29 protein-coding genes are annotated in these 23,298 nt (G+C 65.8%); 19 read left to right on the forward strand and 10 right to left on the reverse strand.

Features of this window, described 5'->3' with window-relative positions; all coding sequences use genetic code 11:
• Positions 1-2: 2 nt before the first annotated feature.
• A complete protein-coding gene (locus tag ACWW36_RS16480) occupies positions 3-458 on the forward strand; it encodes a QcrA and Rieske domain-containing protein (RefSeq protein ID WP_456137074.1) in 456 nt (151 codons plus the stop codon).
• Between the two features lie 21 nt (positions 459-479).
• Positions 480-749: a hypothetical protein gene (locus ACWW36_RS16485; RefSeq protein ID WP_456137075.1), complete on the forward strand. Its 270-nt coding sequence runs from the start codon at positions 480-482 to the stop codon at positions 747-749.
• A gap of 16 nt (positions 750-765) precedes the next feature.
• Here ACWW36_RS16485 and ACWW36_RS16490 read toward each other — a convergent pair whose 3' ends face one another.
• Complete coding sequence (locus ACWW36_RS16490; RefSeq protein ID WP_456137076.1) at positions 766-2,256, reverse strand: diacylglycerol kinase family protein; 1,491 nt, start codon at positions 2,254-2,256, stop codon at positions 766-768.
• A gap of 344 nt (positions 2,257-2,600) precedes the next feature.
• Between ACWW36_RS16490 and ACWW36_RS16495 the strand changes: the two genes are divergently transcribed.
• From ACWW36_RS16495 to secA, 5 genes are all read left to right on the forward strand, one after another.
• Positions 2,601-3,026: a hypothetical protein gene (locus ACWW36_RS16495; protein WP_456137077.1), complete on the forward strand. Its 426-nt coding sequence runs from the start codon at positions 2,601-2,603 to the stop codon at positions 3,024-3,026.
• 5 nt (positions 3,027-3,031) lie between these two features.
• A complete protein-coding gene (locus ACWW36_RS16500; RefSeq protein ID WP_456137078.1) occupies positions 3,032-3,631 on the forward strand; it encodes an HdeD family acid-resistance protein in 600 nt (199 codons plus the stop codon).
• A gap of 45 nt (positions 3,632-3,676) precedes the next feature.
• Positions 3,677-4,300, forward strand: a complete 624-nt coding sequence (locus ACWW36_RS16505) for a ComF family protein (protein ID WP_456137079.1) — start codon at positions 3,677-3,679, stop codon at positions 4,298-4,300.
• A gap of 331 nt (positions 4,301-4,631) precedes the next feature.
• A complete protein-coding gene (hpf, locus tag ACWW36_RS16510; RefSeq protein WP_456142516.1) occupies positions 4,632-5,276 on the forward strand; it encodes a ribosome hibernation-promoting factor, HPF/YfiA family in 645 nt (214 codons plus the stop codon).
• Positions 5,277-5,352: 76 nt separating this feature from the next.
• On the forward strand, positions 5,353-8,175 hold the full coding sequence (secA, locus tag ACWW36_RS16515; RefSeq protein WP_456137080.1) for a preprotein translocase subunit SecA: 2,823 nt from the start codon (positions 5,353-5,355) through the stop codon (positions 8,173-8,175).
• A gap of 1 nt (position 8,176) precedes the next feature.
• Here secA and ACWW36_RS16520 read toward each other — a convergent pair whose 3' ends face one another.
• Positions 8,177-8,641 (reverse strand): SRPBCC family protein, encoded by a 465-nt coding sequence (locus ACWW36_RS16520; RefSeq protein WP_456137081.1) that lies wholly within the window; start codon positions 8,639-8,641, stop codon positions 8,177-8,179.
• A 19-nt stretch (positions 8,642-8,660) separates the two neighbouring features.
• Positions 8,661-9,143, reverse strand: coding sequence for an Rv3235 family protein (locus ACWW36_RS16525; RefSeq protein ID WP_456137082.1), 483 nt, complete (start codon positions 9,141-9,143; stop codon positions 8,661-8,663).
• Positions 9,144-9,325: 182 nt separating this feature from the next.
• On the opposite strand from ACWW36_RS16525, the gene ACWW36_RS16530 reads away from it, so the two are divergent.
• From ACWW36_RS16530 to ACWW36_RS16545, 4 genes are all read left to right on the forward strand, one after another.
• Positions 9,326-10,735: a WS/DGAT/MGAT family O-acyltransferase gene (locus tag ACWW36_RS16530; protein WP_456137083.1), complete on the forward strand. Its 1,410-nt coding sequence runs from the start codon at positions 9,326-9,328 to the stop codon at positions 10,733-10,735.
• 39 nt (positions 10,736-10,774) lie between these two features.
• Positions 10,775-11,272: a DUF6912 family protein gene (locus ACWW36_RS16535; protein ID WP_456137084.1), complete on the forward strand. Its 498-nt coding sequence runs from the start codon at positions 10,775-10,777 to the stop codon at positions 11,270-11,272.
• 41 nt (positions 11,273-11,313) lie between these two features.
• Positions 11,314-12,450: a ferredoxin reductase gene (locus tag ACWW36_RS16540; RefSeq protein ID WP_456137085.1), complete on the forward strand. Its 1,137-nt coding sequence runs from the start codon at positions 11,314-11,316 to the stop codon at positions 12,448-12,450.
• A 69-nt stretch (positions 12,451-12,519) separates the two neighbouring features.
• Positions 12,520-13,764: a fatty acid desaturase family protein gene (locus tag ACWW36_RS16545; RefSeq protein ID WP_456137086.1), complete on the forward strand. Its 1,245-nt coding sequence runs from the start codon at positions 12,520-12,522 to the stop codon at positions 13,762-13,764.
• 51 nt (positions 13,765-13,815) lie between these two features.
• Here the strand turns inward: ACWW36_RS16545 and ACWW36_RS16550 are convergent, their stop codons facing one another.
• The gene (locus ACWW36_RS16550; protein ID WP_456137087.1) at positions 13,816-14,460 is read right to left on the reverse strand and encodes a class I SAM-dependent methyltransferase; all 645 of its coding nucleotides are present in this window, start codon (positions 14,458-14,460) and stop codon (positions 13,816-13,818) included.
• Positions 14,461-14,515: 55 nt separating this feature from the next.
• Complete coding sequence (locus tag ACWW36_RS16555; RefSeq protein ID WP_456137088.1) at positions 14,516-15,364, reverse strand: aldo/keto reductase; 849 nt, start codon at positions 15,362-15,364, stop codon at positions 14,516-14,518.
• Between the two features lie 162 nt (positions 15,365-15,526).
• Between ACWW36_RS16555 and ACWW36_RS16560 the strand changes: the two genes are divergently transcribed.
• Positions 15,527-15,775, forward strand: a complete 249-nt coding sequence (locus ACWW36_RS16560) for a hypothetical protein (protein WP_456137089.1) — start codon at positions 15,527-15,529, stop codon at positions 15,773-15,775.
• A 46-nt stretch (positions 15,776-15,821) separates the two neighbouring features.
• On the opposite strand, the gene rsgA is transcribed toward ACWW36_RS16560, so the two are convergent.
• Positions 15,822-16,808, reverse strand: coding sequence for a ribosome small subunit-dependent GTPase A (rsgA, locus tag ACWW36_RS16565; RefSeq protein ID WP_456137090.1), 987 nt, complete (start codon positions 16,806-16,808; stop codon positions 15,822-15,824).
• Positions 16,805-18,088: a 3-phosphoshikimate 1-carboxyvinyltransferase gene (gene aroA / locus ACWW36_RS16570; protein ID WP_456137091.1), complete on the reverse strand. Its 1,284-nt coding sequence runs from the start codon at positions 18,086-18,088 to the stop codon at positions 16,805-16,807. The genes rsgA and aroA overlap by 4 nt, the downstream gene beginning before the upstream one ends.
• A gap of 45 nt (positions 18,089-18,133) precedes the next feature.
• On the opposite strand from aroA, the gene ACWW36_RS16575 reads away from it, so the two are divergent.
• From ACWW36_RS16575 to ACWW36_RS16590, 4 genes are read left to right on the forward strand one after another with little or no spacing between them, the layout of a single operon-like run.
• Positions 18,134-18,913: an SOS response-associated peptidase gene (locus ACWW36_RS16575; RefSeq protein WP_456142517.1), complete on the forward strand. Its 780-nt coding sequence runs from the start codon at positions 18,134-18,136 to the stop codon at positions 18,911-18,913.
• 55 nt (positions 18,914-18,968) lie between these two features.
• Positions 18,969-19,154: a hypothetical protein gene (locus ACWW36_RS16580; protein ID WP_456137092.1), complete on the forward strand. Its 186-nt coding sequence runs from the start codon at positions 18,969-18,971 to the stop codon at positions 19,152-19,154.
• Positions 19,115-20,017: an oxygenase MpaB family protein gene (locus ACWW36_RS16585; protein WP_456137093.1), complete on the forward strand. Its 903-nt coding sequence runs from the start codon at positions 19,115-19,117 to the stop codon at positions 20,015-20,017. Before ACWW36_RS16580 ends, ACWW36_RS16585 begins: the two co-directional genes overlap by 40 nt.
• Positions 20,018-20,022: 5 nt before the next feature.
• Positions 20,023-20,265: a hypothetical protein gene (locus ACWW36_RS16590; protein ID WP_456142518.1), complete on the forward strand. Its 243-nt coding sequence runs from the start codon at positions 20,023-20,025 to the stop codon at positions 20,263-20,265.
• A gap of 2 nt (positions 20,266-20,267) precedes the next feature.
• On the opposite strand, the gene ACWW36_RS16595 is transcribed toward ACWW36_RS16590, so the two are convergent.
• The gene (locus ACWW36_RS16595) at positions 20,268-21,116 is read right to left on the reverse strand and encodes an SDR family oxidoreductase (RefSeq protein ID WP_456137094.1); all 849 of its coding nucleotides are present in this window, start codon (positions 21,114-21,116) and stop codon (positions 20,268-20,270) included.
• A 97-nt stretch (positions 21,117-21,213) separates the two neighbouring features.
• A complete protein-coding gene (gene ybaK, locus ACWW36_RS16600) occupies positions 21,214-21,702 on the reverse strand; it encodes a Cys-tRNA(Pro) deacylase (protein ID WP_456137095.1) in 489 nt (162 codons plus the stop codon).
• A gap of 199 nt (positions 21,703-21,901) precedes the next feature.
• Between ybaK and ACWW36_RS16605 the strand changes: the two genes are divergently transcribed.
• Both ACWW36_RS16605 and rsrA read left to right on the forward strand, forming a co-directional pair.
• The gene (locus ACWW36_RS16605) at positions 21,902-22,567 is read left to right on the forward strand and encodes a sigma-70 family RNA polymerase sigma factor (protein ID WP_456142519.1); all 666 of its coding nucleotides are present in this window, start codon (positions 21,902-21,904) and stop codon (positions 22,565-22,567) included.
• Positions 22,564-22,860 (forward strand): mycothiol system anti-sigma-R factor, encoded by a 297-nt coding sequence (rsrA, locus tag ACWW36_RS16610; RefSeq protein WP_456137096.1) that lies wholly within the window; start codon positions 22,564-22,566, stop codon positions 22,858-22,860. The genes ACWW36_RS16605 and rsrA overlap by 4 nt, the downstream gene beginning before the upstream one ends.
• Here rsrA and ACWW36_RS16615 read toward each other — a convergent pair.
• Entirely contained in the window at positions 22,857-22,949 is a 93-nt protein-coding gene (locus ACWW36_RS16615) for a 50S ribosomal protein bL37 (RefSeq protein WP_003882799.1), read from the reverse strand. The genes rsrA and ACWW36_RS16615 overlap by 4 nt on opposite strands.
• Positions 22,950-23,064: 115 nt before the next feature.
• Between ACWW36_RS16615 and ACWW36_RS16620 the strand changes: the two genes are divergently transcribed.
• Positions 23,065-23,280 (forward strand): biotin/lipoyl-binding carrier protein, encoded by a 216-nt coding sequence (locus tag ACWW36_RS16620; RefSeq protein WP_014208824.1) that lies wholly within the window; start codon positions 23,065-23,067, stop codon positions 23,278-23,280.
• The last annotated feature ends 18 nt before the right edge of the window (positions 23,281-23,298 follow it).

The raw sequence follows: 23,298 nt of genomic DNA on the forward strand, positions 1-23,298 counted from the left end.
CGATGGGCATTCAGGATCTGCGCATTCCCCGCCAGAAGGTGCTGCTGGGCGCTGGGCTGGGTTTGGTCGCCACCGTGGTCGCGGCGTGTTCGACGTACGGCAAGAAGCCCGAGGCGACGGGCGAATCGAGTACGGCATCCGCTACCGCGCCGGCGACAGGCGGACCGGCGGCGCCAGCTGCCAACGTCATCGCCAAGACGTCCGAGGTGCCTGTCGGATCGGGAGTGATCGTCGGCGAAACTGTCGTGACGCAGCCGTCGGCAGGCGTCTTCAAGGGCTTCTCCGCGATCTGCACGCATGCGGGCTGCACGGTCAACAAGGTGGCCGACGGGACGATCGACTGCCCGTGCCACGGCAGCCAGTACAACCTCGACGGCACGGTCGCCAAGGGCCCTGCGCAAAAGCCGCTCGCGGCCAAGAACGTCACCGTCCAAGGCGATTCGATCGTCTTGGGCTGACCGCGTAACGAAGGGATTCACATGACGGGCGCACGGGAGCACGTCCAGCAGAAACTTGCCGAGCGTATCGGGCGGATCGTCGGCGACCATCGCGAAATCGACGGCGGTTCCGGCATCGCCTGCAGTTGTGGTGCGCACGGCTTTTCCGACCACTCTCGCCACGTAGCCGACGAGATCGTCAGCCAGTTGGGCCTCATGCCGGACGTGGTCGACGAGGCCAAGAAGCGAATACGTTATGTGAGTGGTGTACTCGACTGGGAACTGACCAAACTCGAAGGCGCACAGTACTAGCGGACACCACCGGTGCTCAGCGCCGCGTCTTCTGGGTGTACACCCGCAGGGCCCGGTAGCGGGCGGTGAACGTCGCATGAGTGTGATGGCCGTCGACCTCGCCGTCCAGTGCGACGGAGACGGGTCGGTCGACGGCACTGAAGCTGAACTCGGGCACCTGATGCTCGTGATAGAGGCGGCTGCGTGGCAGGCGTCCCAAGACCAGGGCCGTCATGATGCGCAGACGGCTCAGCGGCCGGCCGACCTCCAGGATGCGCACATCGATCAGCCCACTGTCCATCCTGTTGCGCTGCACCGGCGCAAAACCCGACGGCACGTACGTCGAGTTGCCGAGAAACAGCAGCGATGTCTGCATCGTCATGTTGTCGTAACGGATGCGGACCGGCTGGTCCCGGCGCAAGGTACGAAGCATCGCATAGGCCGCGGCTGCCGGCTTGCCGACCTTGTGCTCGATGCGTTCTCGCCGCCGCACGAATTCTGGATACGCGCCGACGCTTGCCGTGTTGACGACGGCCTTGTCGCCGTTGAAGTAGACGAGGTCGACGTCTGAGACAGAGCCCATTTTGATCGCCCGAACGGTCTTGGCCACCCGGTCGCAGCCGATGTCCTTGGCGAAGTGGTTGAAGGTGCCGGCGGGGAAGACGGCGAGGGCGCGGCCGGCCTGTACCGCCACGCCCGCTGCGCACGCCACGGTTCCGTCGCCGCCGGCGATGCCGAGCACGTCGGCTCGCTCAGCGGCCGCCCGCAGGACGTTCTCGACGTCGTCATTCCGGCTCAATTCGACGATCTCGGCCCGCGGCAGCGCCCGGCGTACCTCGTCGAGGACGCGGGCGCCCGTCCCGCTGCCCGACGCGGGATTGACGACCAGGACCACGCCCTCGCCGTCGGGGCGGGGTTCCGTGTCGAGGTGCAGCGGTTCTGCGGCTGGAAGGTGGTGCTCCACGACCGGTGGGACCAACCGCCCACCCGCCACACCGATCGCCGCGCCGATGCCGAAGCCCGCCAAGACATCGCCGGGGTAGTGGGCGCCCGTCGCCACTCGGGACAATCCGACCAGGCCGGCAAGGAGCGCCATGACCAGCCCGAGCATCGGGCTTTCCAGACCGACGCCGACTGCGAACGCCGCAGCGCTTGCCGAGTGACCGGATGGCATCGAATGCGACACCGGATATCGGTGCAGGCGCCGCAAGAACGGGACGCGCGCGTATACGGGACGCTTGCGCCGCCATACGCGCTTAGCCACCTGATTGGTGACGAGGCTTGTCACCGCGAGGGTGCCCACCCCCCGGCCCGCGGCGTGCCGACTGGACCGGTCACCCCACTTCGCCATGGCCGCAGCGATCGCGAGCCACAGCTTGGAGTGATCCGCGGCGCGCGAGAGCGCCGGCATTGTCTTGTCAAGCAGCGGACTTGGCGAATCGGCAATCGCCTCGAATACCTCGGCGTCGAGCGCGCCCAGCCCTTGGGCGATCTGTCGGACCCCCTTCGACGCATGCGCCTGTGTCATTGAATCGTCAAGACCTGCAGCCATATTCGCCCCCAACAATGCCCGAGTATCCGCCATGATTTCGGCATCTGGACTCGGCCAGTAGAGTCCTAGGTCATCATGTGTCGCGGGCAATCTTATTGCTATCGAAATTATCGAATTCGTTTATGGTGACCGGCGACCCGTGAATAAGTGACGAGTCCTCAATTGTGAGGATTTTCCAGACTTGTACTCGAAATTATTTGGCGCCCTATGTATTTCGCGTAGTGGTTCTCTTGCGGTCGTGACTTTATGCCCTATGACAAACCGCCGCATCGGCGAAGAGTTGGGGTGTCCGCAAAGTCTCTAAAAGGAGGGGCGAAACAATGAAATTATCTGATTCTCTGCTGGATCTGGCTGATCGCGTGAAAAAGGTTGAGGACTCGGCCGCGGCGGTGGTGGCAAGCAACGAAGCTGCGCTGCAAGCCCGTCGCCGCGAACTCGAGGCAGCTATCGAACGAGAAGCCACCGAGTTCGACAAGGCCACGACCGAGGCGGTCGGCGCAGTGCGCAGCTGGTGGTCGGACATCAGGGGTTCGATCGACAAGCAGATCGCCGAAATGCGATCCGACTTCGAGAAGTGGCAAACCGAAGTCAAGGAAAAGAACGCCGAGCGCGACGCCGAGGCGGCCGAGGACGATGCCGTCGCGGCGGTCAACCTCGCGGGTTATTGCCTGGATGCCGCCGAATGGGCGGTCGTACGCGCCGAACTGGCTCGTGGCGAGGCCGAACAACTAGCTGGAAAGAGCTGATCCGCATGACTACCAACCAACGTCCGACGCTGTTTCACCACCTATGGAAATCAATGCTGGGCATGGGCGTGGTCTCGCTCCTTCTTGGCATTGTGATTCTCGTGTGGCCCGGAATATCGATCAGCGTCGCGGGCGCCCTATTCGGCGCCTACCTGTTGTTGTCGGGTATCGCCCAAGTGATATTCGCGTTCAGCCTCGATGTGTCCGGTGGCGAACGGCTATTGCTATTCGTCAGCGGGGGGCTGTCACTTGTGCTGGGCGTCTTGGCATTCCGCCACCTCGGGCAGGGCTACGCGATCCTCTTGCTGGCCATCTGGGTCGGCGTCGGCTTCATGTTCCAGGGGGTCGCCGAGACCGCGTTGGCGATCAGCTACCCGGCGTTGCCTGGCCGGGGCTGGCACATATTCCTGGGGATCACCAGCGTCATCGCCGGCCTGGTGGTGTTGGCGTGGCCGTTCGATTCCATCGTCGTGCTCGCCGTCGTGGCTGGGGCATGGCTGGTGGCCCTCGGAGTATTCCAGATCGCCTGGTCGCTTCAGGCCCGCAAGGGCGTCAGCGACTTGGAGAAAGGGGTTGGCCGGCGGGCCCCGCTGGCCACGGCGTGACGCCGAGTCACGTCGGCTGTCACACCCCACAGCGACACTGCCAATGTGCTCGACCTTGTCCTGCCACTGGAGTGCGGCGGATGCGGCGCGCCGTCGACCCGATGGTGTGAGGCCTGCGCCAAAGAGCTGTCGGTCAAACCCGACGAGCCGCGCCTCGTCACCCCACGCATCGATCCCGGCGTACCGGTGCTGTCGCTCGGCCGGTACGCCGGGGCCCGCCGCGACGCCATCGTTGCCGTCAAGGAGCACGGCCGCGCCGACCTGATCGCACCGCTCGCTACAGCCGTGAGTGCAGGACTTGAGCGGTTGCTCACGTGGGGCCTGCTCGACACGCCGCTGACCCTCGTGCCGGCACCGACCCGCCGATCTGCCGCGCGGCGGCGCGGCGGCGACCCTGTCACCCGCATCGCCCTGGCCGCCGCCGCCGAAGGCGTCACGGTCACCAAGGCGCTGGGGGTGAAGACGTTCACCCGCGACTCCGTCGGCCTGTCCGGCGCGGAGCGTCAGCGCAACATCACGGGCCGGGTCAGGCTCACCAGGCCCGTAACCGGCGACGTCCTGCTCGTCGACGACATCGTCACCACGGGTGCCACTGCCAGCGAATCAGTCAAAGTCCTCGGTGCCGCGGGTGCTCGCGTGGTCGCGGTGCTTGCGATCGCAAACGCGTGACGGTTTAGGCAATTTCTGTCAGATCAACCCAATGTGAAGAACTCAAAACGGGTCCGCGAATTTACTGGCACGACTGGGTGAACACGGACTACCGTCGGCACCAACCACCCGTGAATCACTCACGGCGGCGCTCAGCCAGAAGCGCCGGCATCGCCACAAGCGGTAGGAGGTGAGTAGTCGACACCTTGCACCGGCGGGCGGTGCGACATGTGCGACATGCAGGCCCGCCGGCGCGTATCCACCACACAGCCGGGCACGCCCAAGCGTGCGACTCCGCGAGAGAAACGAGTTGCCAAGCATGTCAAGCCAATCCGTGGACACAGACCGCACGATGGTGGTCGAGGACGAGACGCCCGAACCCGCGCCGAACGCAGAGGTCGTCGTCAAGGGCCGCAACGTCGAGATTCCCGACCACTTCCGCATCTACGTCTCAGAAAAACTGTCACGCCTGGAACGATTCGACCGCACCATCTACCTCTTCGACGTCGAACTGGACCACGAACGCAACCGGCGTCAACGGAAGAACTGTCAGCACGTAGAGATCACCGCGCGTGGTCGCGGCCCGGTGGTGCGCGGCGAGGCCTGCGCGGACAGCTTCTACGCCGCCCTGGAGTCGGCGGTGTGCAAACTCGAGAGCCGGCTGCGGCGCCACAAGGACCGGCGCAAGATCCACTACGGCGATAAGACGCCCGTCTCGCTCGCCGAGGCCACAGCTATCGCCCCCGAGGCATTCGAGCCGCCGCAGGCGCGGGCCGACGACAGCCAGGTGAACGGCGTTGCGGTCGACGAGCATGAGCCTGGCCGCGTCGTGCGCACCAAGGAGCATCCGGCCACGCCGATGACCGTCGACGACGCGCTTTCGCAGATGGAGCTCGTCGGCCACGACTTCTTCCTGTTCCACGACAAGGAGACCGACAAGCCCTGCGTGGTGTATCGCCGCCATGCGTACGACTACGGATTGATTCGCCTGGCCTGACGCCGTTGGGCCGGGGGTACCGGTAAGTCACCTAACATGGGATGGAGCTCAAGAATCCAACCCATAGGGGAAAAGCGTGCTGTCGAAGTTGCTCCGTCTCGGTGAAGGCCGCATGGTCAAGCGCCTCAAGGGGGTGGCTGACTATGTCAACACCCTGTCCGACGACGTCGAGAAGCTCTCCGACGCCGAGCTGCGGGCCAAGACCGAGGAGTTCAAGAAGCGGGTCGAGGACGGCGCCGACCTCGACGACTTGTTGCCCGAAGCGTTCGCCGTCGCCCGCGAGGCGGCCTGGCGGGTGCTCGACCAGCGGCACTTCGACGTCCAGGTGATGGGCGGGGCGGCGCTGCACTTCGGCAACGTCGCGGAGATGAAGACCGGTGAGGGTAAGACGCTGACGGCGGTGCTGCCCGCCTACCTCAACGCGTTGAGCGGCAAGGGTGTGCACGTCGTCACGGTCAACGACTACCTGGCCAAGCGCGACGCCGAATGGATGGGCCGCGTGCACCGCTTCCTCGGCCTCGACGTCGGCGTCATCCTGGCGCAGATGACGCCGGACCAGCGGCGGGCGGCGTATGCCGCCGACATCACCTACGGCACCAACAACGAATTCGGGTTCGACTACCTGCGCGACAACATGGCGCATTCCCTCGACGACTTGGTCCAGCGCGGCCACAACTTCGGCATCGTCGACGAGGTCGACTCCATCCTCATCGACGAGGCCCGCACGCCGCTGATCATCTCCGGCCCTGCTGATGGCGCGTCGAACTGGTACACCGAGTTCGCCCGCCTGGCCCCGCTGATGGAAAAGGACACCCACTACGAGGTCGACCTGCGCAAGCGCCAGGTCGGCGTGCACGAGCTCGGCGTCGAGTTCGTCGAGGACCAGCTCGGCATCGACAACCTCTACGAGGCCGCCAACTCACCGCTGGTCAGCTACCTCAACAACGCGCTGAAGGCCAAGGAGCTGTTCCAGCGCGACAAGGACTACATCGTCCGCGACGGTGAGGTGCTGATCGTCGACGAGTTCACGGGCCGCGTGCTGATCGGCCGCCGCTACAACGAGGGCATGCACCAGGCCATCGAGGCGAAGGAGCACGTCGAGATCAAGGCCGAGAACCAGACGCTGGCCACGATCACGCTGCAGAACTACTTCCGGCTCTACGACAAGCTGTCCGGCATGACGGGCACCGCCCAGACCGAGGCGGCCGAGCTGCACGAGATCTACGGCCTTGGTGTGGTCAGCATCCCGACCAACAAGCCGATGGTCCGCGCCGATCAATCCGACCTCATCTACAAGACCGAAGAGGCCAAGTACATCGCGGTGGTCGACGACGTCAGCGAGCGCTACGAGAAGGGCCAGCCGGTGCTGATCGGCACCACCAGCGTGGAGCGCTCCGAGTACCTGTCGCGCCAGTTCACCAAGCGCCGCATCCCGCACAACGTGCTGAACGCGAAGTACCACGAGCAGGAGGCGGGCATCATCGCCGAGGCCGGACGCCTCGGCGCGATCACGGTCGCCACCAACATGGCCGGCCGCGGTACCGACATCGTGCTCGGCGGCAACGTCGACTTCCTCGCGGACAAGCGGCTGCGCGACCAGGGCCTCGACCCGGTCGAGACGCCCGACGAGTACGAGGCCGCCTGGCACAAGGTGGTTCCGCAGGTCAAGGCCGAGGCGGCGGAGGAGGCCGACGACGTCATCGCGGCGGGCGGCCTGTACGTGCTGGGCACCGAACGCCATGAGTCGCGGCGCATCGACAACCAGCTGCGCGGCCGCTCGGGCCGCCAGGGCGACCCCGGCGAGTCGCGGTTCTACCTGTCTCTCGGTGACGAGCTGATGCGCCGGTTCAACGGCGCGACGCTGGAAGCGATGCTCAATCGGCTCAATCTGCCCGACGACGTGCCGATCGAGGCGAAGATGGTCAGCCGCGCGATCAAGAGCGCGCAGACCCAGGTCGAGCAGCAGAACTTCGAGGCCCGCAAGTACGTCCTCAAGTACGACGAGGTGATGAACCAGCAGCGCAAGGTCATCTACGCCGAGCGCCGCCGCATTCTGGAGGGCGAAGACCTTGCCGAGCAGGCGCACCGGATGCTTGTCGACGTCGTCACCGCATACGTCGATGGCGCCACCGCCGAAGGCTATTCGGAGGACTGGGATTTCAACGCGCTATGGACAGCGCTCAAGCAGCTGTACCCGGTCGGCATCGACTACCACGACCTGATCGACACCGACGCCATCGGTGAGCCCGGCGAGCTGACCCGCCAGGAGCTGCTCGACGCATTGATCGCCGACGCCGAGCGGGCATACGCCGACCGTGAGAAGCAGCTCGAGGAGATCGCCGGCGAGGGCGCGATGCGTCAGCTCGAGCGCAACGTGCTGCTCAATGTCCTCGACCGCAAGTGGCGCGAGCATCTGTACGAGATGGACTACCTCAAGGAGGGCATCGGTCTTCGGCAGATGGCGCAGCGCGACCCGGTCGTCGAATACCAGCGCGAGGGCTACGACATGTTCGTCGGCATGCTCGAAGGGCTGAAGGAAGAGTCGGTGGCGTTCCTGTTCAACGTCACGGTCGAGGCGGCACCGGCGCCCGCGGTCGCACCCGTCGCCGCCCCGCCCGGTCTGGCCCAGTTCGCCGCCGACGCCGCGGCCGCCGCCCAGGCGCAGGAGGGTGGCGTCGCGACCAAGGAGCGCCCGGCTCAGCCAGCACCGGCCTTGCGCGCCAAGGGAATTGACGATGAGGCGCCACCGCTCACCTACACCGGCCCGTCGGAGGACGGGTCTGCCCAGGTGCAGCGGTCCAGTGGCGCGCCCAAGCACGCTGCGCCGAGCGGCGGCGGCACCCGCCGTGAGCGCCGCGAGGCCGCGCGTCGGGCGGCCAAGGCCACAAAGCGGCGCTAGCTCACGGCTCCAGGAGCGCCGCGATTCGCTGCAGCGTGGCGCGCATGCCGTCCTCGGCCTGCTTGGGACCGGAATTCATCTTGAGTAGTAGCCGTTGCCGGTCCTGGGACAAGTCCCATGTCTCGCGCACCAGGGTGCCACCGTCTTGCGGTTCGAGTTCGTAACGCCAGATGCGCCCGCCGACAAGCCCGCCCGCGATGGTGGTCTTCCACGCGATGCGGCGATCGGGCTCGTATTCGATGACGGTGTTGGTGGTGCGGTAGGGGAGGAACAAGGATTCTGGCCGGCCGCGCATCGACATGCCGAACTTCGAGCCCAGTTCCAACGGCTGGGAATTTTGCGCCGAGTGGTCGAGCGTCCCGGATCCGTCGAACGCCGGATGCTTTCCGGCATCGGCGATCAACGCGAAGATCTCGGCGGCCGGGGCATTGATGACGCGTTCCACGCTGAGGGTGTTTCCTTGCACGGGGATGACGCTAACCGCCTCAGCCGATCTGCAGGCCGACTATGCGCCAGCGTTCGTTGATCAGGTCGACGCGGGCGGCGATGGCGCGCAGACGTTGTCCGCGGGTGTAGGTCGCGAACACCTCTGCGGCTTCGTCGTTGACCATGCGCAACCGGACGCGCCGAAGTGTGGCCGCCGCAGTGTGCGGCGTTCGCGCCAGTGCGATGACCGTGTCGATGAGTATGGGCGTCACCAGAGGCCGCAGTTGCGCGATGGGCCGTCTGCGATCGACGACCTCGAGCACCCGCCGCAGCGCCGCGTCGGCGAAGACCAGCGCTTCATGCGATGGGGTCGGCTCGCGCACCGGATGCGCCGCCACCGACCGAATGGGCCGTGGGGTCCTACGGTGCAGCGCGGCCGGGGAGGGCGGCGGGCATGCCGTGACGCCAACGGGCGCCGGTTCGTAGTCGACGACCGGCCTGGTGAAGGACGTCGGTTCGGGCGAAACAGGGGATGCGGTCATTGGAGCTCTCCAGCGGTCGGCGCGGACGGAAACGGCATCTGCTGGAGAGTCACAGACCTTTTCATGATCGCACGTTCGCCAGACACCGCATGCACCCGTGATGCGGGTATATCGAACCGGCCGATAATCTCTGCGGGGGGTTCATTGAAAGCGACAAAAAATCAGGGGAGGGTGGCGCCGCGATGGTGACCAGGTTGTCGGCATCGGACGCGGCGTTCTATCACCTGGAAAACAGCTCGACCCCGATGTACGTCGGTTCGCTGTCGATCTTGCGCAAACCCCGCAACGGGCTGAGCTACGAAACGCTGCTGGCCACCGTCGAACAACGACTGCCGCAGATTCCGCGCTACCGCCAGAAGGTGCGCGAGGTGGCGCTCGGGCTGGCCAGGCCGGTGTGGGTCGACGACCCTGACTTCGACATCACCTACCACATCCGGCGCTCTGCGCTGCCGTCGCCGGGAAGCGATGCGCAGTTGCACGAACTGATCGCACGGCTTGGTTCCCGGCCGCTGGACAAGTCGCGGCCGCTGTGGGAGATGTACCTGATCGAGGGGCTTGGCCGGAACCGCATCGCGATCTACACCAAATCGCATCAGGCCTTGGTGAACGGGATGACGGCGCTGGAGATCGGACACGTCATCGCCGACCGCACCCAGAAGCCGCCGGAGTTCGGCGAGGACATCTGGATCCCGGCTCGTGAACCCAGCGACCGTCGACTCCTGCTTGGGGCCGTCGGTGAATGGATCACCCGTCCCGCCGATCAGATGGCAGCTGTGCGCACGGCGGTGACCGAAGTGGCCACCAACGCCGGGCAGCTGGCCGATGTCGGGCGGCGGTTCGTCGACGTGGCGCGCACGGTGGCCCGCGGTACCGCGCCGAACAGCCCGTTGAACAAGACCGTCTCACGCAACCGGCGATTTACCGTCGCCAGCCACCGGCTGGACGACTACCGCATGGTGCGGGCTCGGTACGACTGCGACGTCAACGACGTTGTGCTGGCGGTGGTCGCGGGCGCGCTGCGCAACTGGCTGCTCTCGCGCGGTGAGCCGGTCACATCCTCGACGACCGTTCGCGCGATGGCGCCGATGTCGGTTTATCCCGACGCCGACCTCGACACGACCGGACCGGGCCAGGCGATCAGCGAGGTATCACCGTTCCTCGTCGACCTTCCCGTCGGCGAAGGAAACGCGGTGGTGCGGCTCTCGCAGATCGCACACACCACCGAATCGCATCCGACCGCGGCCAGCCTTGTCGACGCGCGCACCATCGTCACGCTGTCGGGGTTCGCGCCACCGACGTTGCACGCCATGGGAATTCGGGTCGCGACGAGTTTCTCGGCGCGGCAGTTCAACCTGCTGATCACCAACGTGCCCGGTGCGCAGAAACAGATGTACGTCGCGGGCACCAAGCTGCTGGAGACATATGCGGTGCCGCCGCTGCTGAGCAATCAGGTCCTCGCGATCGGTGTCACGTCCTACAACGGCATGCTCTACTTCGGCATCAACGCCGACCGCGACGCGATGAGCGACGTCGACGTGCTGCCGTCGCTGCTGGCCGAATCGGTCGACGAACTACTGGAGGCCGCGCAGTAGATCGCGTCTGGGCGATCGGCTTACGGCTAGTGTCGCCTCGTGCGCGTCTACGTTCCGGCGACCCTCGCCATGTTGCAGCAACTCGTCGCCGACCGATCGATACGCGCCCTCAGCGGCACCGCGTTCGCCGTCACGCCGATGCTGCGAGAGTCCTACGCGGAAGGCAACGACGACGAGCTCGCCGAGGTGGCGCTGCGCGACGCGGCGCTGGCCTCGCTGCGGCTGCTCGCCGGTGAAGGCACCTCAGGCCTGCCGCCGCGGCGCGCCGTGGTGGTCGCCGAGGTCGAGGATGCGACGGCCCGTCCGGATCTCGACGACGCGGTGGTGCGGCTCGCGGGGCCGATCGCCTACGACGACGTGATCGCCGTCTATGTGGACAACGCCGACGCCGAGACCGCCGTGGTGCAGGCGATAGAGGCCGTCGACGCCGCGGACCTTGGCGATGAGGATGCGGAATTCATCGTCGGCGACGCTCAGGACCACGATCTGGCGTGGTATGCGCCGCAAGAGCTGCCCTTCTTGCTGGAGTTGCTCTGACGACTGGATACGGGAGCGTAAGTTACGGTACCGTAGGTTCCATGGCCAAGAACACCATCAAGGTCTCGGCCAACGTCGCCGATACCGTGCGCCCGAAGGTGGCCGGGGCGAAACAACGGCCTGGTTGGCACGCGCTACGCGCGATCGCCGGGCGCATCACGACGCCACTACTGCCCGACGACTACCTCAAGCTCGCCAACCCGCTGTGGTCGGCGCGCGAACTGCGCGGCCGGGTCGTCGAGGTGCGCCGCGAAACCGTCGACTCCGCGACCCTGGTGATCAAGCCCGGCTGGGGTTTCACGTTCAACTACCAGCCCGGCCAGTACATCGGCATCGGCCTGCAGGTCGACGGACGCTGGCGCTGGCGGTCGTACTCGTTGACGTCCAGTCCGTTGAGGGGCTCGCGCACCATCACCATCACGGTCAAGGCCATGCCCGAGGGGTTCCTGTCGACGCACCTGGTTGGCGGCGTGGCACCTGGCACGATCGTCAGGCTGGCCGCGCCGCAGGGCAACTTCGTGATGCCAGATCCGGCGCCGGCCTCCGTGCTGTTTCTCACGGGTGGCTCCGGCATCACGCCGGTGATGTCGATGCTGCGCACGCTGGCCCGTCGCGACCAAATCACCGATATCGTCCATTTGCATTCGGCCCCAACGGAATCCGACGTTATGTTCGGTGCGGAGCTGGCCGAGCTGGAGCGTGCGCACGAGGGTTACCGGCTGCGGAAGCGGGCGACCCGCACAGACGGGCGGCTTGATCTGGCCAGGCTCGACGACGAACTGCCCGACTGGCGGGAACGCGAGACGTGGGCCTGCGGCCCCGAGGGCATGCTTAACGCCGCGGAGCGGGTGTGGTCGGCGGCGGGAATCGGTGAGCGCCTGCATCTGGAGCGGTTCGCGGTGTCCAAGGCGGCTGTACACGGCCAAGGCGGCACCGTCGAATTCGCCCGCAGCGGCAAGAAGCTGACGGTGGACGCCGCGACGCCGTTGATGGACGCCGGCGAGCAGGTCGGCATCCGGATGCCGTTCGGGTGCCGGATGGGCATCTGTCAGTCGTGTGTGGTCGGCCTCCTCGAGGGGCACGTCCGTGACTTGCGGACCGGCGCCGAAAAGGAGCCGGGCAGCCGCGTGCAGACGTGCATTTCGGCCGCATCTGGCGATTGTGTGCTGGACGTTTAAGCTTTACTGACTGGTAACCTACGGAAGCGTAGGTTACGGTAGCGTAGAAGAAGAGAGGGGAGGCTGACCATGGCTATTACGGACGTTCCGGCGTTTACACATCTGACCGACGCCGACATCGAAAATCTGGCTTACGAGCTGGACGCAATCCGACAGGACATCGAAGACTCCCGCGGGGAGCGCGACGCGCGCTATATCCGTCGCACCATTGCCGCCCAGCGCGCCCTGGAGGTGGCGGGCCGCCTGATGCTGGCCGCCAGCTCGCGGCGCTCGGCATGGTGGGCCGGCACGGTGACCCTGGGTGTCTCCAAGATCATCGAGAACATGGAGATCGGCCACAACGTCATGCACGGCCAGTGGGATTGGATGAACGATCCCGAGATTCACTCCTCGACGTGGGAGTGGGACATGAGCGGGGCGTCCAAGCACTGGCGGTTCACCCACAACTTCATGCACCACAAGTACACCAACATCCTCGGCATGGATGACGATGTGGGCTACGGCGTCCTGCGCGTTACCCGCGACACGAAGTGGAAGCCGTTCAACCTGTTGAACCTGTTCTTCAACACCCTGCTCTCGACCCTATTCGAGTGGGGCGTGGGTCTTCAGCACTTGGAGCTCGGCAAGATCTTCAAGGGCCGCGACGACCGCAACGCGACGCTGGTCCGGGTGCGTGAGTTCGGAGTGAAGGCCGGGCATCAGGTCATCAAGGACTACGTCGCATGGCCGGCGGTGACCTCACTGTCGCCCGGCGCGACCTACAAGTCGACGCTGAAGGCCAACGCGGTGGCCAACATCATTCGCAACGTGTGGGCCAACGCGGTGATCTTCTGCGGCCACTTCCCTGACGGCGCAGAGAAATTCACCAAGACCGACATGGTTGGCGAAACCAAGGGCGAGTGGTACCTGCGGCAGATGCTGGGCAGCGCGAACTTCGAGAACGGTCCAGCGCTTCGCTTCATGAGTGGCAACCTGTGCCACCAGATCGAGCATCACCTGTACCCGGATCTACCGAGCAACCGGCTCTACGAAATCTCGTTGCGGGTGCGTGAGGTGTGCGACAAGTACGACCTGCCGTACACGACGGGCTCGTTCCTGATGCAGTACGGCAAGACGTGGCGGACCATCGCCAAACTGTCGCTGCCGGACAGGTACCTACGCGACACCGCCGACGATGCACCCGAAACCCGCAGCGAGCGGATGTTCGCCGAGCTCGAGCCGGCCCAGCGCCGCGGGCTCAAGTCGTCCATCGCCGCAGTGCGGGCACGCCGCCGCGAGAAGCGCACGCACAAGCGGTTGGCGGACGCAGCCTGACGTCGAACGTGAAGCTATGTGCGACATTTCAGAGAGATGTCGCACACTAGCTCACGTTCGGTGGGCGAACAGATACGCGTGCGGTGTCGATTCGAAGCCGTCGTCGTTTGGTTCACGCACCAAACCCGCGTACGGGTTCAGGCCTGCTTCGTCCAATAGCACCGCGACGGCATCGGGCTGGCGCCGGTAGAAGGTCAACGACACCTCCTCGCCGAACGCCTGCTTGAACTCGCGGGGCTGCTCGCCCACCTGGAATGCCACCAAAAGCCATCCGCCGGGACGCAGCACGCGATGGAATTCCGAAAAGACATGCGGCAGTTGCTCATCGGGTATGTGAATCACCGAATACCATGCACACACCCCATCGAAGTGGCCGTCGTCGAAGTCGAGCTCCGTCATCGACCCGACCTGGAAGCGCAGCCCCGGGTTGAGGCGTCGTGCCTCGGCGATCATGTTGGGGGACAAGTCGATACCGACGACCTTCGGACCGAAGTCTGCCAGCATGCGCGACGTCGCACCTGTACCGCAGCCGACGTCGGCGATGACGCCGTCGCGGTCGACCAACTCGGCGAACCCGGTCAGCACCGCGCGGTCGAGCGGCTTGTCGTGCAGGTGGTTGTGGAACCGTTCGGCATACACCGATGCGGTGCGGTCGTAGCCGTCGCGCGTACGTTCCAGGAAGGCCGGTTCGGTCACGCACGCACTCTACGGGCGCTCACCGGCCGCGACGGTGCAGGCACGCGGGCCGAAGTTAGGTCCCGATGTTGTCGAAACGGTCGGGATGGGGACCTGTGCGGCCGGCCTCACCTCTGTCCAGCGCGGACAGTGCGTCGATATCGGCGTCACCTAGCTCAAAGTCGAAGAGCGCGAAGTTCTCTCTGATTCGACGCGGTGTGACCGACTTGGGGAAGACGATGTCGCCACGCTGGATGTGCCAGCGCAACACCACCTGGGCCGGTGATCTGCCCACCGCGTCTGCGATGCGGGCCACCACCGGATCGTCCAGCGCCTTTCCCCGCGCGATCGGCGCCCATGCCTCGGTGGCGATGCCGTGTTCCATGCCGTAGGCCCGCACCGCGTTGTTGGCGAAGTATGGGTGCGCCTCGATCTGATTCACCGCCGGCGTGGTGTGCGTCTCGCGAGCCAGCCGCTGCAGATGCCCGATCTCGAAGTTCGACACCCCGATGCTGCGGGCCCGCCCGTCACTGTTGAACTCCTCGAGCGTGCGCCACGTCGAGACGAAATCCCCGTCGTAGCGCGTCGGCAGCGGCCAGTGGATCAGGAACAAGTCGACATCGTCGGAGCCCAGCGCGATAAGCGTGTTGTCGAAGGCGCGGCGGGCATCGTCGGGCTTGTGGAAGCCGTTGTCGAGCTTGCTCGTGATGAAGACGTCCGAGCGGTCGATGCCCGCGTCGCGAACGGCCTGCCCAACTGCCTGTTCGTTTCCGTACATCTGAGCGGTGTCGATGTGCCGGTAGCCGACGTCCAGCGCCGCCTTGACCGCATCGACCGTCCGGTCGGGATCGATCTTGTAGACGCCGAACCCGAGCGCAGGGATGGACGCGCCGTCGTTGAGCTGTAGCGCCGGTACGTGGCTCACGGACGCGAGCCTAGTTCCCCCGATCGGGGGACAGCTGATTCATCCGGTCGACTGTCCGATCGCCGGACATACAACGCGGCTCGATCCCGGCATTCTTAAGTCATCGCCGGAGAACACCGGCGCAGAAGCCGAAAAGCTAACTCACACAGGAGGACTCAAGAAATGAACACCAACACCACCCGCAAGTTCGCCCGCTACTTCGCCCTGCCGCTCGTCTCGGCCGGAATCATCGGCGGCGCAGCGCTTGGCTTGGCCGGCATGGCCAACGCGGCGACGATGGCCGATCCCCACTCGGGCAATATGGCCACGCCGAGCGTGAAGGCCCAGCCCGCGCCCGAGGCGCAGCCGGGCTGGCACGGCCACCACGGCGTCTGGCACATCCAGAACCTGGACCCCGGATACCACCGCTGATCAGCGGACTGAAGAGGCCCTCCCCGAAATGGGGAGGGCTTCGTCGTCAGTAGCGTGCCTCCGACAGCGCCGCCAGTAGTCGCCGTGCCGCCGCCACGCGGCCCGCGGCAGGCCCGGTCAGCGTGTCCAGTGCGCACTCCGGGTCTGCGGGCGGACCCATGTGCCCGCAGCCGCGCGGGCAGTCCTTGATCGCCTCGGCCAAATCGGAGAACGCCTGCATCACGTCGTCGGGCTCTATGTGGGCCAGGCCGAACGAGCGGATACCCGGCGTGTCGACCACCCACCCGCCGAAGCTCAGCGGCAGCGCGACCGACTGCGTCGACGTATGCCGTCCCCGGCCGATATCGGTCACCTCGCCGATCGCCCTGTCAGCATCCGGCACAAGGCGATTCACCAACGTCGACTTGCCGACCCCGGAATGCCCCAGCAGCACCGTGACCTTGTCCGTCAGCAGAGGCGCTACGGCGTCGAGCGGGTCGTCACGGCCCGCGATCGTGATCGTGAGATCCAGGTCTGCGAATTGCGCCGCAAACGGTTCTGGCGGGGCCAGGTCCGTCTTGGTCAAACATAGAATCGGTTCGAGCCCGCCGGCGTACGCGGCGATCAGCGTCCGTTCGACCAAACCCGTGCGCGGCGGGGGATCGGCGAGAGCGACGACGATCAGCAGCTGATCGGCATTGGCGACGACGATGCGTTCGGTGGGATCGGTGTCATCGGCAGTGCGCCGCAACACCGTTCGCCGTTCACCGCGGCGCACGATGCGTGCAAGCGTGTCGGGCCGACCCGACATGTCCCCGACGATGTCGACGTCGTCGCCGACGACGATCGGGGTGCGGCCCAGTTCCCTGGCCCGCATGGCCGTGACGACACGGTCGGGGTCGCGGCCGAGCGCGCATCCCCACCGGCCGCGGTCGACGGTCACGACCATGGCTTCTTGCGCGTCGGCGTGTTCGGGGCGGGTCTTCGTTCGCGGCCGCGAGCCCCGGCCGGGGCGGACCCGGACATCGGACTCGTCGTACTCGCGAGGGCTCAATCGATCGTCTGGCCTTCGAGCATGTCGGCCCACAGCTGCGGGAACTCCGGCAGCGTCTTGGCCGTGGTGCCGATGTCTTCGACCTCGACGCCCGGTACTCGCAGCCCGACGATCGCGCCGGCCGTCGCCATCCGATGGTCGGCATACGACCGCCACACGCCGCCGTGCAACGGCCGCGCGGTGATGACGAGCCCGTCGGGCGTCTGATCGCATTGGCCGCCAAGGCCGTTGATCTCGGCGCTCAGCGCCGCCAAGCGGTCGGTTTCGTGTCCGCGTAGATGCGCGACTCCGCTGAGCTGGGACACCGAACCGTCGGATGCCAACGCCGCCAATGCCGCGACAGCGGGCGTCAGCTCGCCGACGTCGTGCAGATCGACCTCGAAGCCACCGAAGGTCGCGGTGCCCTGCACCTCCAGGTACGAACTGCCATGGTGCACAACCGAACCGAGCTTCTCGAGGATGCCGAAGATGTCTCCGGCGGGCTGAATGCTCACCTGTGGCCAGCCGGTGATCCGGACGATGCCGCCGCTGACGACCGCTGCCGCCAGAAATGGCACGGCGTTGGACAGGTCGGGCTCAATGTCCCAGTGCCGCGCCGCAATCGGGCCGGGGGAGACCCGCCATCTGTTGGCCTCGCTGTCGTCGACGTCCACGCCCGCGTCGCGCAGCATCGACACCGTCATCGCGATGTGCGGCGCCGACGGCAGCGACTCGCCGGTGTGTACGATCGTCAGCCCATCGCTGAACGCGGCCCCAGACAACAGCAGGCCCGACACGAACTGGGACGACGCCGACGCATCGATGTGCACCGTTCCGCCAGCGACGGAGCCGCCGCCACGCACCGCGAACGGCAGCCCGTCACCGTCGATGTCCACGCCGAGACCGCGCAATGCATCGAGCAGCGGCGCGATGGGTCGGACACGGGCCTGTTCGTCGCCGTCGAAGGTGACGGTCTCGGTACCGAGCGCCGCCGCCGGTGGGACGAACCGCAGCACGGTTCCCGCGAGCCCACAGTCGATGCGGGCGCCGGCTTGTGGGGAGATGGCGCCGCTGATGGTCAACTCGCTGCCCGCGCCGTCGACGCCGACGCCCAACGTCTGCAGTGCTCCGATCATCAAATCGGTGTCGCGGCTGCGCAGCGCCCCGCTGATCGTCGACGTGCCTTGAGGAGTAGCCAATGCAGCAAGCACCAGCGCTCGGTTGGTTTGGGACTTCGAGCCGGGCACTGTCACGGTGGCATGCACGGGGATCTGCGTGGACGGTGCATGCCAGTTGCTCACGATCTCTATCCTGCCCTGTCCGATTGGCGTGCCACCATGGGATATATGTGTGGGCGATTCGCGGTGACCACCGATCCGGCTCTGTTGGCGGAGAAGATCCAGGCGATCGACGAAAGCACAGCCGCTGCCAAGGACGCGAACACCGGGCCGAACTACAACGTCGCGCCGACCACCACGATCAGCACCGTTGTCAAGCGCCACACCGAACCCGAGGACGAGTCGACGCGGCGAGTCAGGTCGATGCGATGGGGGCTGGTGCCGCCGTGGGCGAAGACCGCCGACGACGGTGGGCCCGACACCAAGAAGGGGCCGCTGCTGATCAATGCCCGCGCGGACAAGGTGACGAGCTCGCCCGCATTCCGCAGTTCTGCGAAGAGCAAGCGGTGTCTGGTGCCGATGGACGGCTGGTACGAGTGGCGGCCCAACGGCGAACTGGCGTCGGGCAAGAAGGCGCCCAAGACGCCGTTCTACATGTACGGCGCCGACGGCGAGCCGTTGTTCATGGCGGGATTGTGGTCGACGTGGCGGCCCCGCGAAAAGGCCGGAGCGCCGTCCTCAGAATCGCCGTTGCTGAGCTGCACGATCATCACGACCGACGCGGCGGGTCCGCTGGCCGAGATCCACGACCGGATGCCGCTGACGATCAGCAAGGCCGACTGGGACCGCTGGCTCGACCCCGACGCGCCCATCGACGAAGGACTGCTCCGTGGCCACGGCGACCTCGACCGCATCGAGATTCGCGAGGTGTCGCGACTGGTCAATAGCATCCGCAACAACGGCCCTGAGCTGATCGAGCCGGCCAAACCCGAGCCGACGCTGTTGTAGAGCGTGAGCACGCAATTCAGGCCCGGGCGGCGCGAATCGCCATTAACATAATGGCATGCTCAGCGGACTCAGAAGCGTCTTGAGCTTTGAAATGACGATCGCCGAGTGGATCGGTACGGCCGCCATGCTCGCAGCGCCTTACCTGGTCATCGGGTTGTTTTGGTCGCTCGCCCACAACTGGGACATCGGCGCCATCGTGTGGTGGCCGGTGTTGTTGGTTTCGACGGTGTGCACGGCGTGACGCTCGCCGAGGGCCGCATCGCCATTCGCCGTCGCACCGCTCGATGGGATCCGGAGGCCGACGTCACCGCGGCTGAGGCCATGGACTTCTGGGCCTTCGCGGCCGGCGCGGCCAATGTGGTCATGCAGTTGTCGTGGCCGCAGGTGGGCTACGGCGTCGTCGAGAGCAAGGTCGATTCCGGCAATCTGCTCAAGCATCCGTGGAAACGGGCACGGACGACGTTTCAATACCTGGCTGTGGCGGTCCTCGGACGCGCCGAGGACCGCGCCGCGTTCAGGGAAGCCGTCAACGGCTCCCATCGCCACGTCAAGTCCACTGCCGACAGCCCCGTGCGTTACAACGCATTCGACAAAGAACTCCAGATGTGGGTTGCGGCATGCCTTTTCGTCGGGCTGGAGGACACGTACCAGCTGCTGCGCGGCGAGATGACCCCCGATCAGTCCGAGCAGTTCTACCGATCGGCGTGGTCGTTGGGCACCACGCTGCAAGTCACCGAGGACCAATGGCCGCCCACCCGCGCCGGTTTCGACGACTACTGGGCCCAGGCGTGTCAGCGCGTCACTATCAGCGACGAGGTCCGTCGCTATCTGAATGATCTGCTGGATCTTCGGATGGTCAACCCGGTCCTCGCGTTGCCGTTCCGGCCGCTGCTGAGATTCCTCACCGTCGGCTTTCTGGCTCCGGTGTTTCGCGACGCAATGGGCTTGTGCTGGAACGAATTCCGCCAGCGCCAGTTCGAACGACTGTTCCTGCTGGTCGCTTTCGTCAACCGGTTCCTGCCGGTCTTCATCCGCCAGGGAAGCAGCTACATTCTGCTGGCCGACGTGCGCCGTCGCGTTCGCACTCAGCGAGCGCTGGTGTGACAGCGATGCTCCGCCGATGGTTGAGCCGCCGGGTAAGCGTCGAGGCGATGATCGAGTTGGCGATGTGGTTGTCGATCCCCTACATCCTCGTCGGGCTGGTGTTCGCGTTCTTTCAAGTCGAACAAGTGCAGCTGATCGAGACGCAGTTGCAGACTCGTCTACCCGCGGGGTCGGAGCTGGTTGCGTTTCTCGTGACGGCGCTGTTATGGCCGGCCACACTCGTCGGCGTAGATGTCTGTGTGGCCTAGCCTCACGGCCCTTGATAGCCGGGCGGATTGGGCGTATCGACCCACAGGTCGACGCCGAGCTCGGAGCCTGGAACGCAGTCGTAGACGGACAGGTCCGAGACACCCGACTCCAGCAGCACGTCCTCGCAGAGCAGGCTCTTGCCGGTGTATTCGCGGGCAGGCTTGTTCAGGATGGCGTAGGCCGCGTCGGCATACACCTCGGGTTTGCGCGCACGCCCCATCGCCTCGTCGCCGCCGAGCAGGTTCTGTACCGCTGCGGTGGCCACCAGCGTGCGCGGCCACAGCGTGTTGGACGCGACGCCGTCCTCGCGCAGCTCCTCGGCTATCGCCAAGGCGCACAACGTCATTCCAAACTTCGCCATCATGTATGCAGTCGGCTTGAGCCACTTGGACTCCAACCGAATCGGTGGCGACAGCGTCAAGATGTGCGGGTTGTCCCGGCCGATCATGTGGGGGATGCACGCCTGCGACACCGTGTAGGTTCCGCGCACCTGGATGCCGTTCATCAGATCGAAGCGCTTGAGCGGAACCTCTTTGATCGAGCCGAGATTGATCGCCGATGCGTTGTTCACACAGATGTCGATGCCGCCGAACTGCTCGACCGTCTGGGCCACCGCCGATGCGACCGATTGCTCGTCGCGGATGTCGCCGACGATCGGGAGCGCCTGGCCGCCGGCCTCCTCGAGCTCCTTGGCCGCGGTGTACACCGTGCCAGGAAGCTTGGGATGCGGCTCCGCGGTCTTGGCGATCAGTGCGATGTTGGCGCCGTCGGCGGCCGCACGCTTGGCGATCGCCAGCCCGATACCTCGGCTCGCGCCGGAGATGAACATGGTCTTCTGAGAAAGCGACATGGGGTCACCCTATGCCGCCCGACTACAGCGGCGAGTGTGGACTTTTGTCACGCCTTCGTGCCGTCGAGCGTGACGGTAACCCACGTTCGGCGAATGTTCAGGCGCGGATGTCGGCGGTGACCGCGTTGGTCAGCCTGATCAGGTCCTGAGGGTGCACCGCGACGTCCCAGCCGCGCTTGCCGGCGCTGCACAGCACGCGGTCCCAGTGCAGCGCCGAAGCGTCGACGACCGTGGGCAGCGGCTTGCGCTGTCCGAACGGCGAAATGCCGCCGATGACGTAGCCGGTCGAGCGTTCCGCGGCGGCCCGGTCGGCCATCGCCGCCTTGGGCGCGCCGAGCGCCGCAGCGGCCGCCTTCAGCGACAGCTTCGATGGCACGGGGATGACGGCGACGGCCAGACCCTTCGGCAGGGCGACGACGAGCGTCTTGAACACCTGCTGTGGATCGACGCCCTCGACCTGCGCCAGCTCTTCGACGGCCTCGTCGCCGTACGACTCGGCACGGGGGTCGTGCTTGTACTGCAGCACTTCGTGCGGAACCTCGGCAGCCAACAGGGCTGCGATCGCAGGGGTTGCTGCACGCGCCACCGGCACAGACTAATGCGGGAACAACAGCCCCCATCTGTGCTGTTGTTCGATGCAGTCGGCCCGCGAAAGGGGCCTTGTCGGTTACAACCTCTAGGATCGAAGGAAGGGGTCTTTGGTGCCTGCCATTTGCCTGGACCGTCCGGTGGACATATCGGGTCTGTTTGGAGGCGCCGCTACAGAAGGGACGGTGTTCCCCACGATGACCGACAGCGACGGGTCGGCGCCTGATACGGCGCCAGAGACGTCGGCTCCCGACAGGGCGACCGAGAGCGACGCCGAGCTGACGGCGCGCTTCGAGCGCGACGCGATTCCACTGCTCGACCAACTCTACGGCGGCGCGCTGCGCATGACGCGCAATCCAGCCGACGCCGAGGACTTGCTGCAGGAAACCATGGTGAAGGCCTACGCCGGCTTCCGCTCGTTCCGCGAGGGAACCAATCTCAAGGCCTGGCTGTACCGGATCCTGACGAACACCTACATCAACAGCTACCGCAAGAAGCAGCGGCAGCCGTCGGAGTATCCGACCGAGGAGATCACCGACTGGCAGCTGGCCGCCAACGCCGAGCACTCCTCGACCGGCTTGCGCTCGGCGGAGGTCGAGGCGCTCGAGTCGCTTCCGGACAGCGAGATCAAGGAAGCCCTGCAAGCACTGCCAGAGGATTTCCGGATGGCGGTGTACTACGCCGACGTAGAAGGCTTCCCCTACAAGGAGATCGCCGAGATCATGGATACGCCGATTGGGACGGTCATGTCCCGGTTGCACCGGGGCCGACGCCAGTTGCGCACGCTGTTGGCCGATGTCGCTCGCGACCGCGGGTTCCTTCGCGGTGAACAGCTCGACACGCCCGAGGAGGTGTCCTCATGAGTGATGACGAGCGCTGGGTCCCACCCGTTGGACCCGTCGACCCAGAGCATCCCGAGTGTGCCGCGGTGATCGCGGAGGTGTGGACGCTGCTCGACGGTGAATGCACGGCTGAGACGCGCGACAAGCTCAAGCATCACCTCGAGGAATGCCCGGCCTGCCTGCGCCACTACGGCGTCGAGGAGCGGGTCAAGAATCTGATCGCCAAGAAGTGCAGCGGTGACAAGGCGCCTGATCGGCTGCGCGAGCGGCTGCGGATCGAGATCAGCCGCACCACCATCATCCGTCGCGGTTAGCGCACCGACTTCGAACCGGCGTTTGGCCGCTTTCCGTGGTTGGCCTTTGAGTGTTTGCGGTCGCGCTTCTTGCGGCCACGCTTGGCCATGATGATTCCTCCGTGTTGTTGTACTTGCGTCCATTGTCGCATGGCCCGGCGACAGCACCGGCCACGCGTCGTTGTGGTTCGATAGAGCCGCATGCAGCAGCAGGAAGGGGTGAAGATGGCCGAGGATGTTCGCGCCGAGATCGTCGCCAGTGTGCTCGAGGTCGTGGTCAACGAGGGCGATCAGATCGGCGAGGGCGACACCCTGGTGCTGCTGGAGTCCATGAAGATGGAGATCCCGGTGCTCGCCGAGGTGGCGGGGACTGTCAGCAAGGTGAGCGTGTCCGTTGGCGACGTCATCCAAGCCGGCGATCTCATCGCAGTGATCTCCTGACGGCCCCTCTTGAGGCCC

The sequence above is a fragment of the Mycobacterium sp. MMS18-G62 genome, from assembly GCF_053877835.1.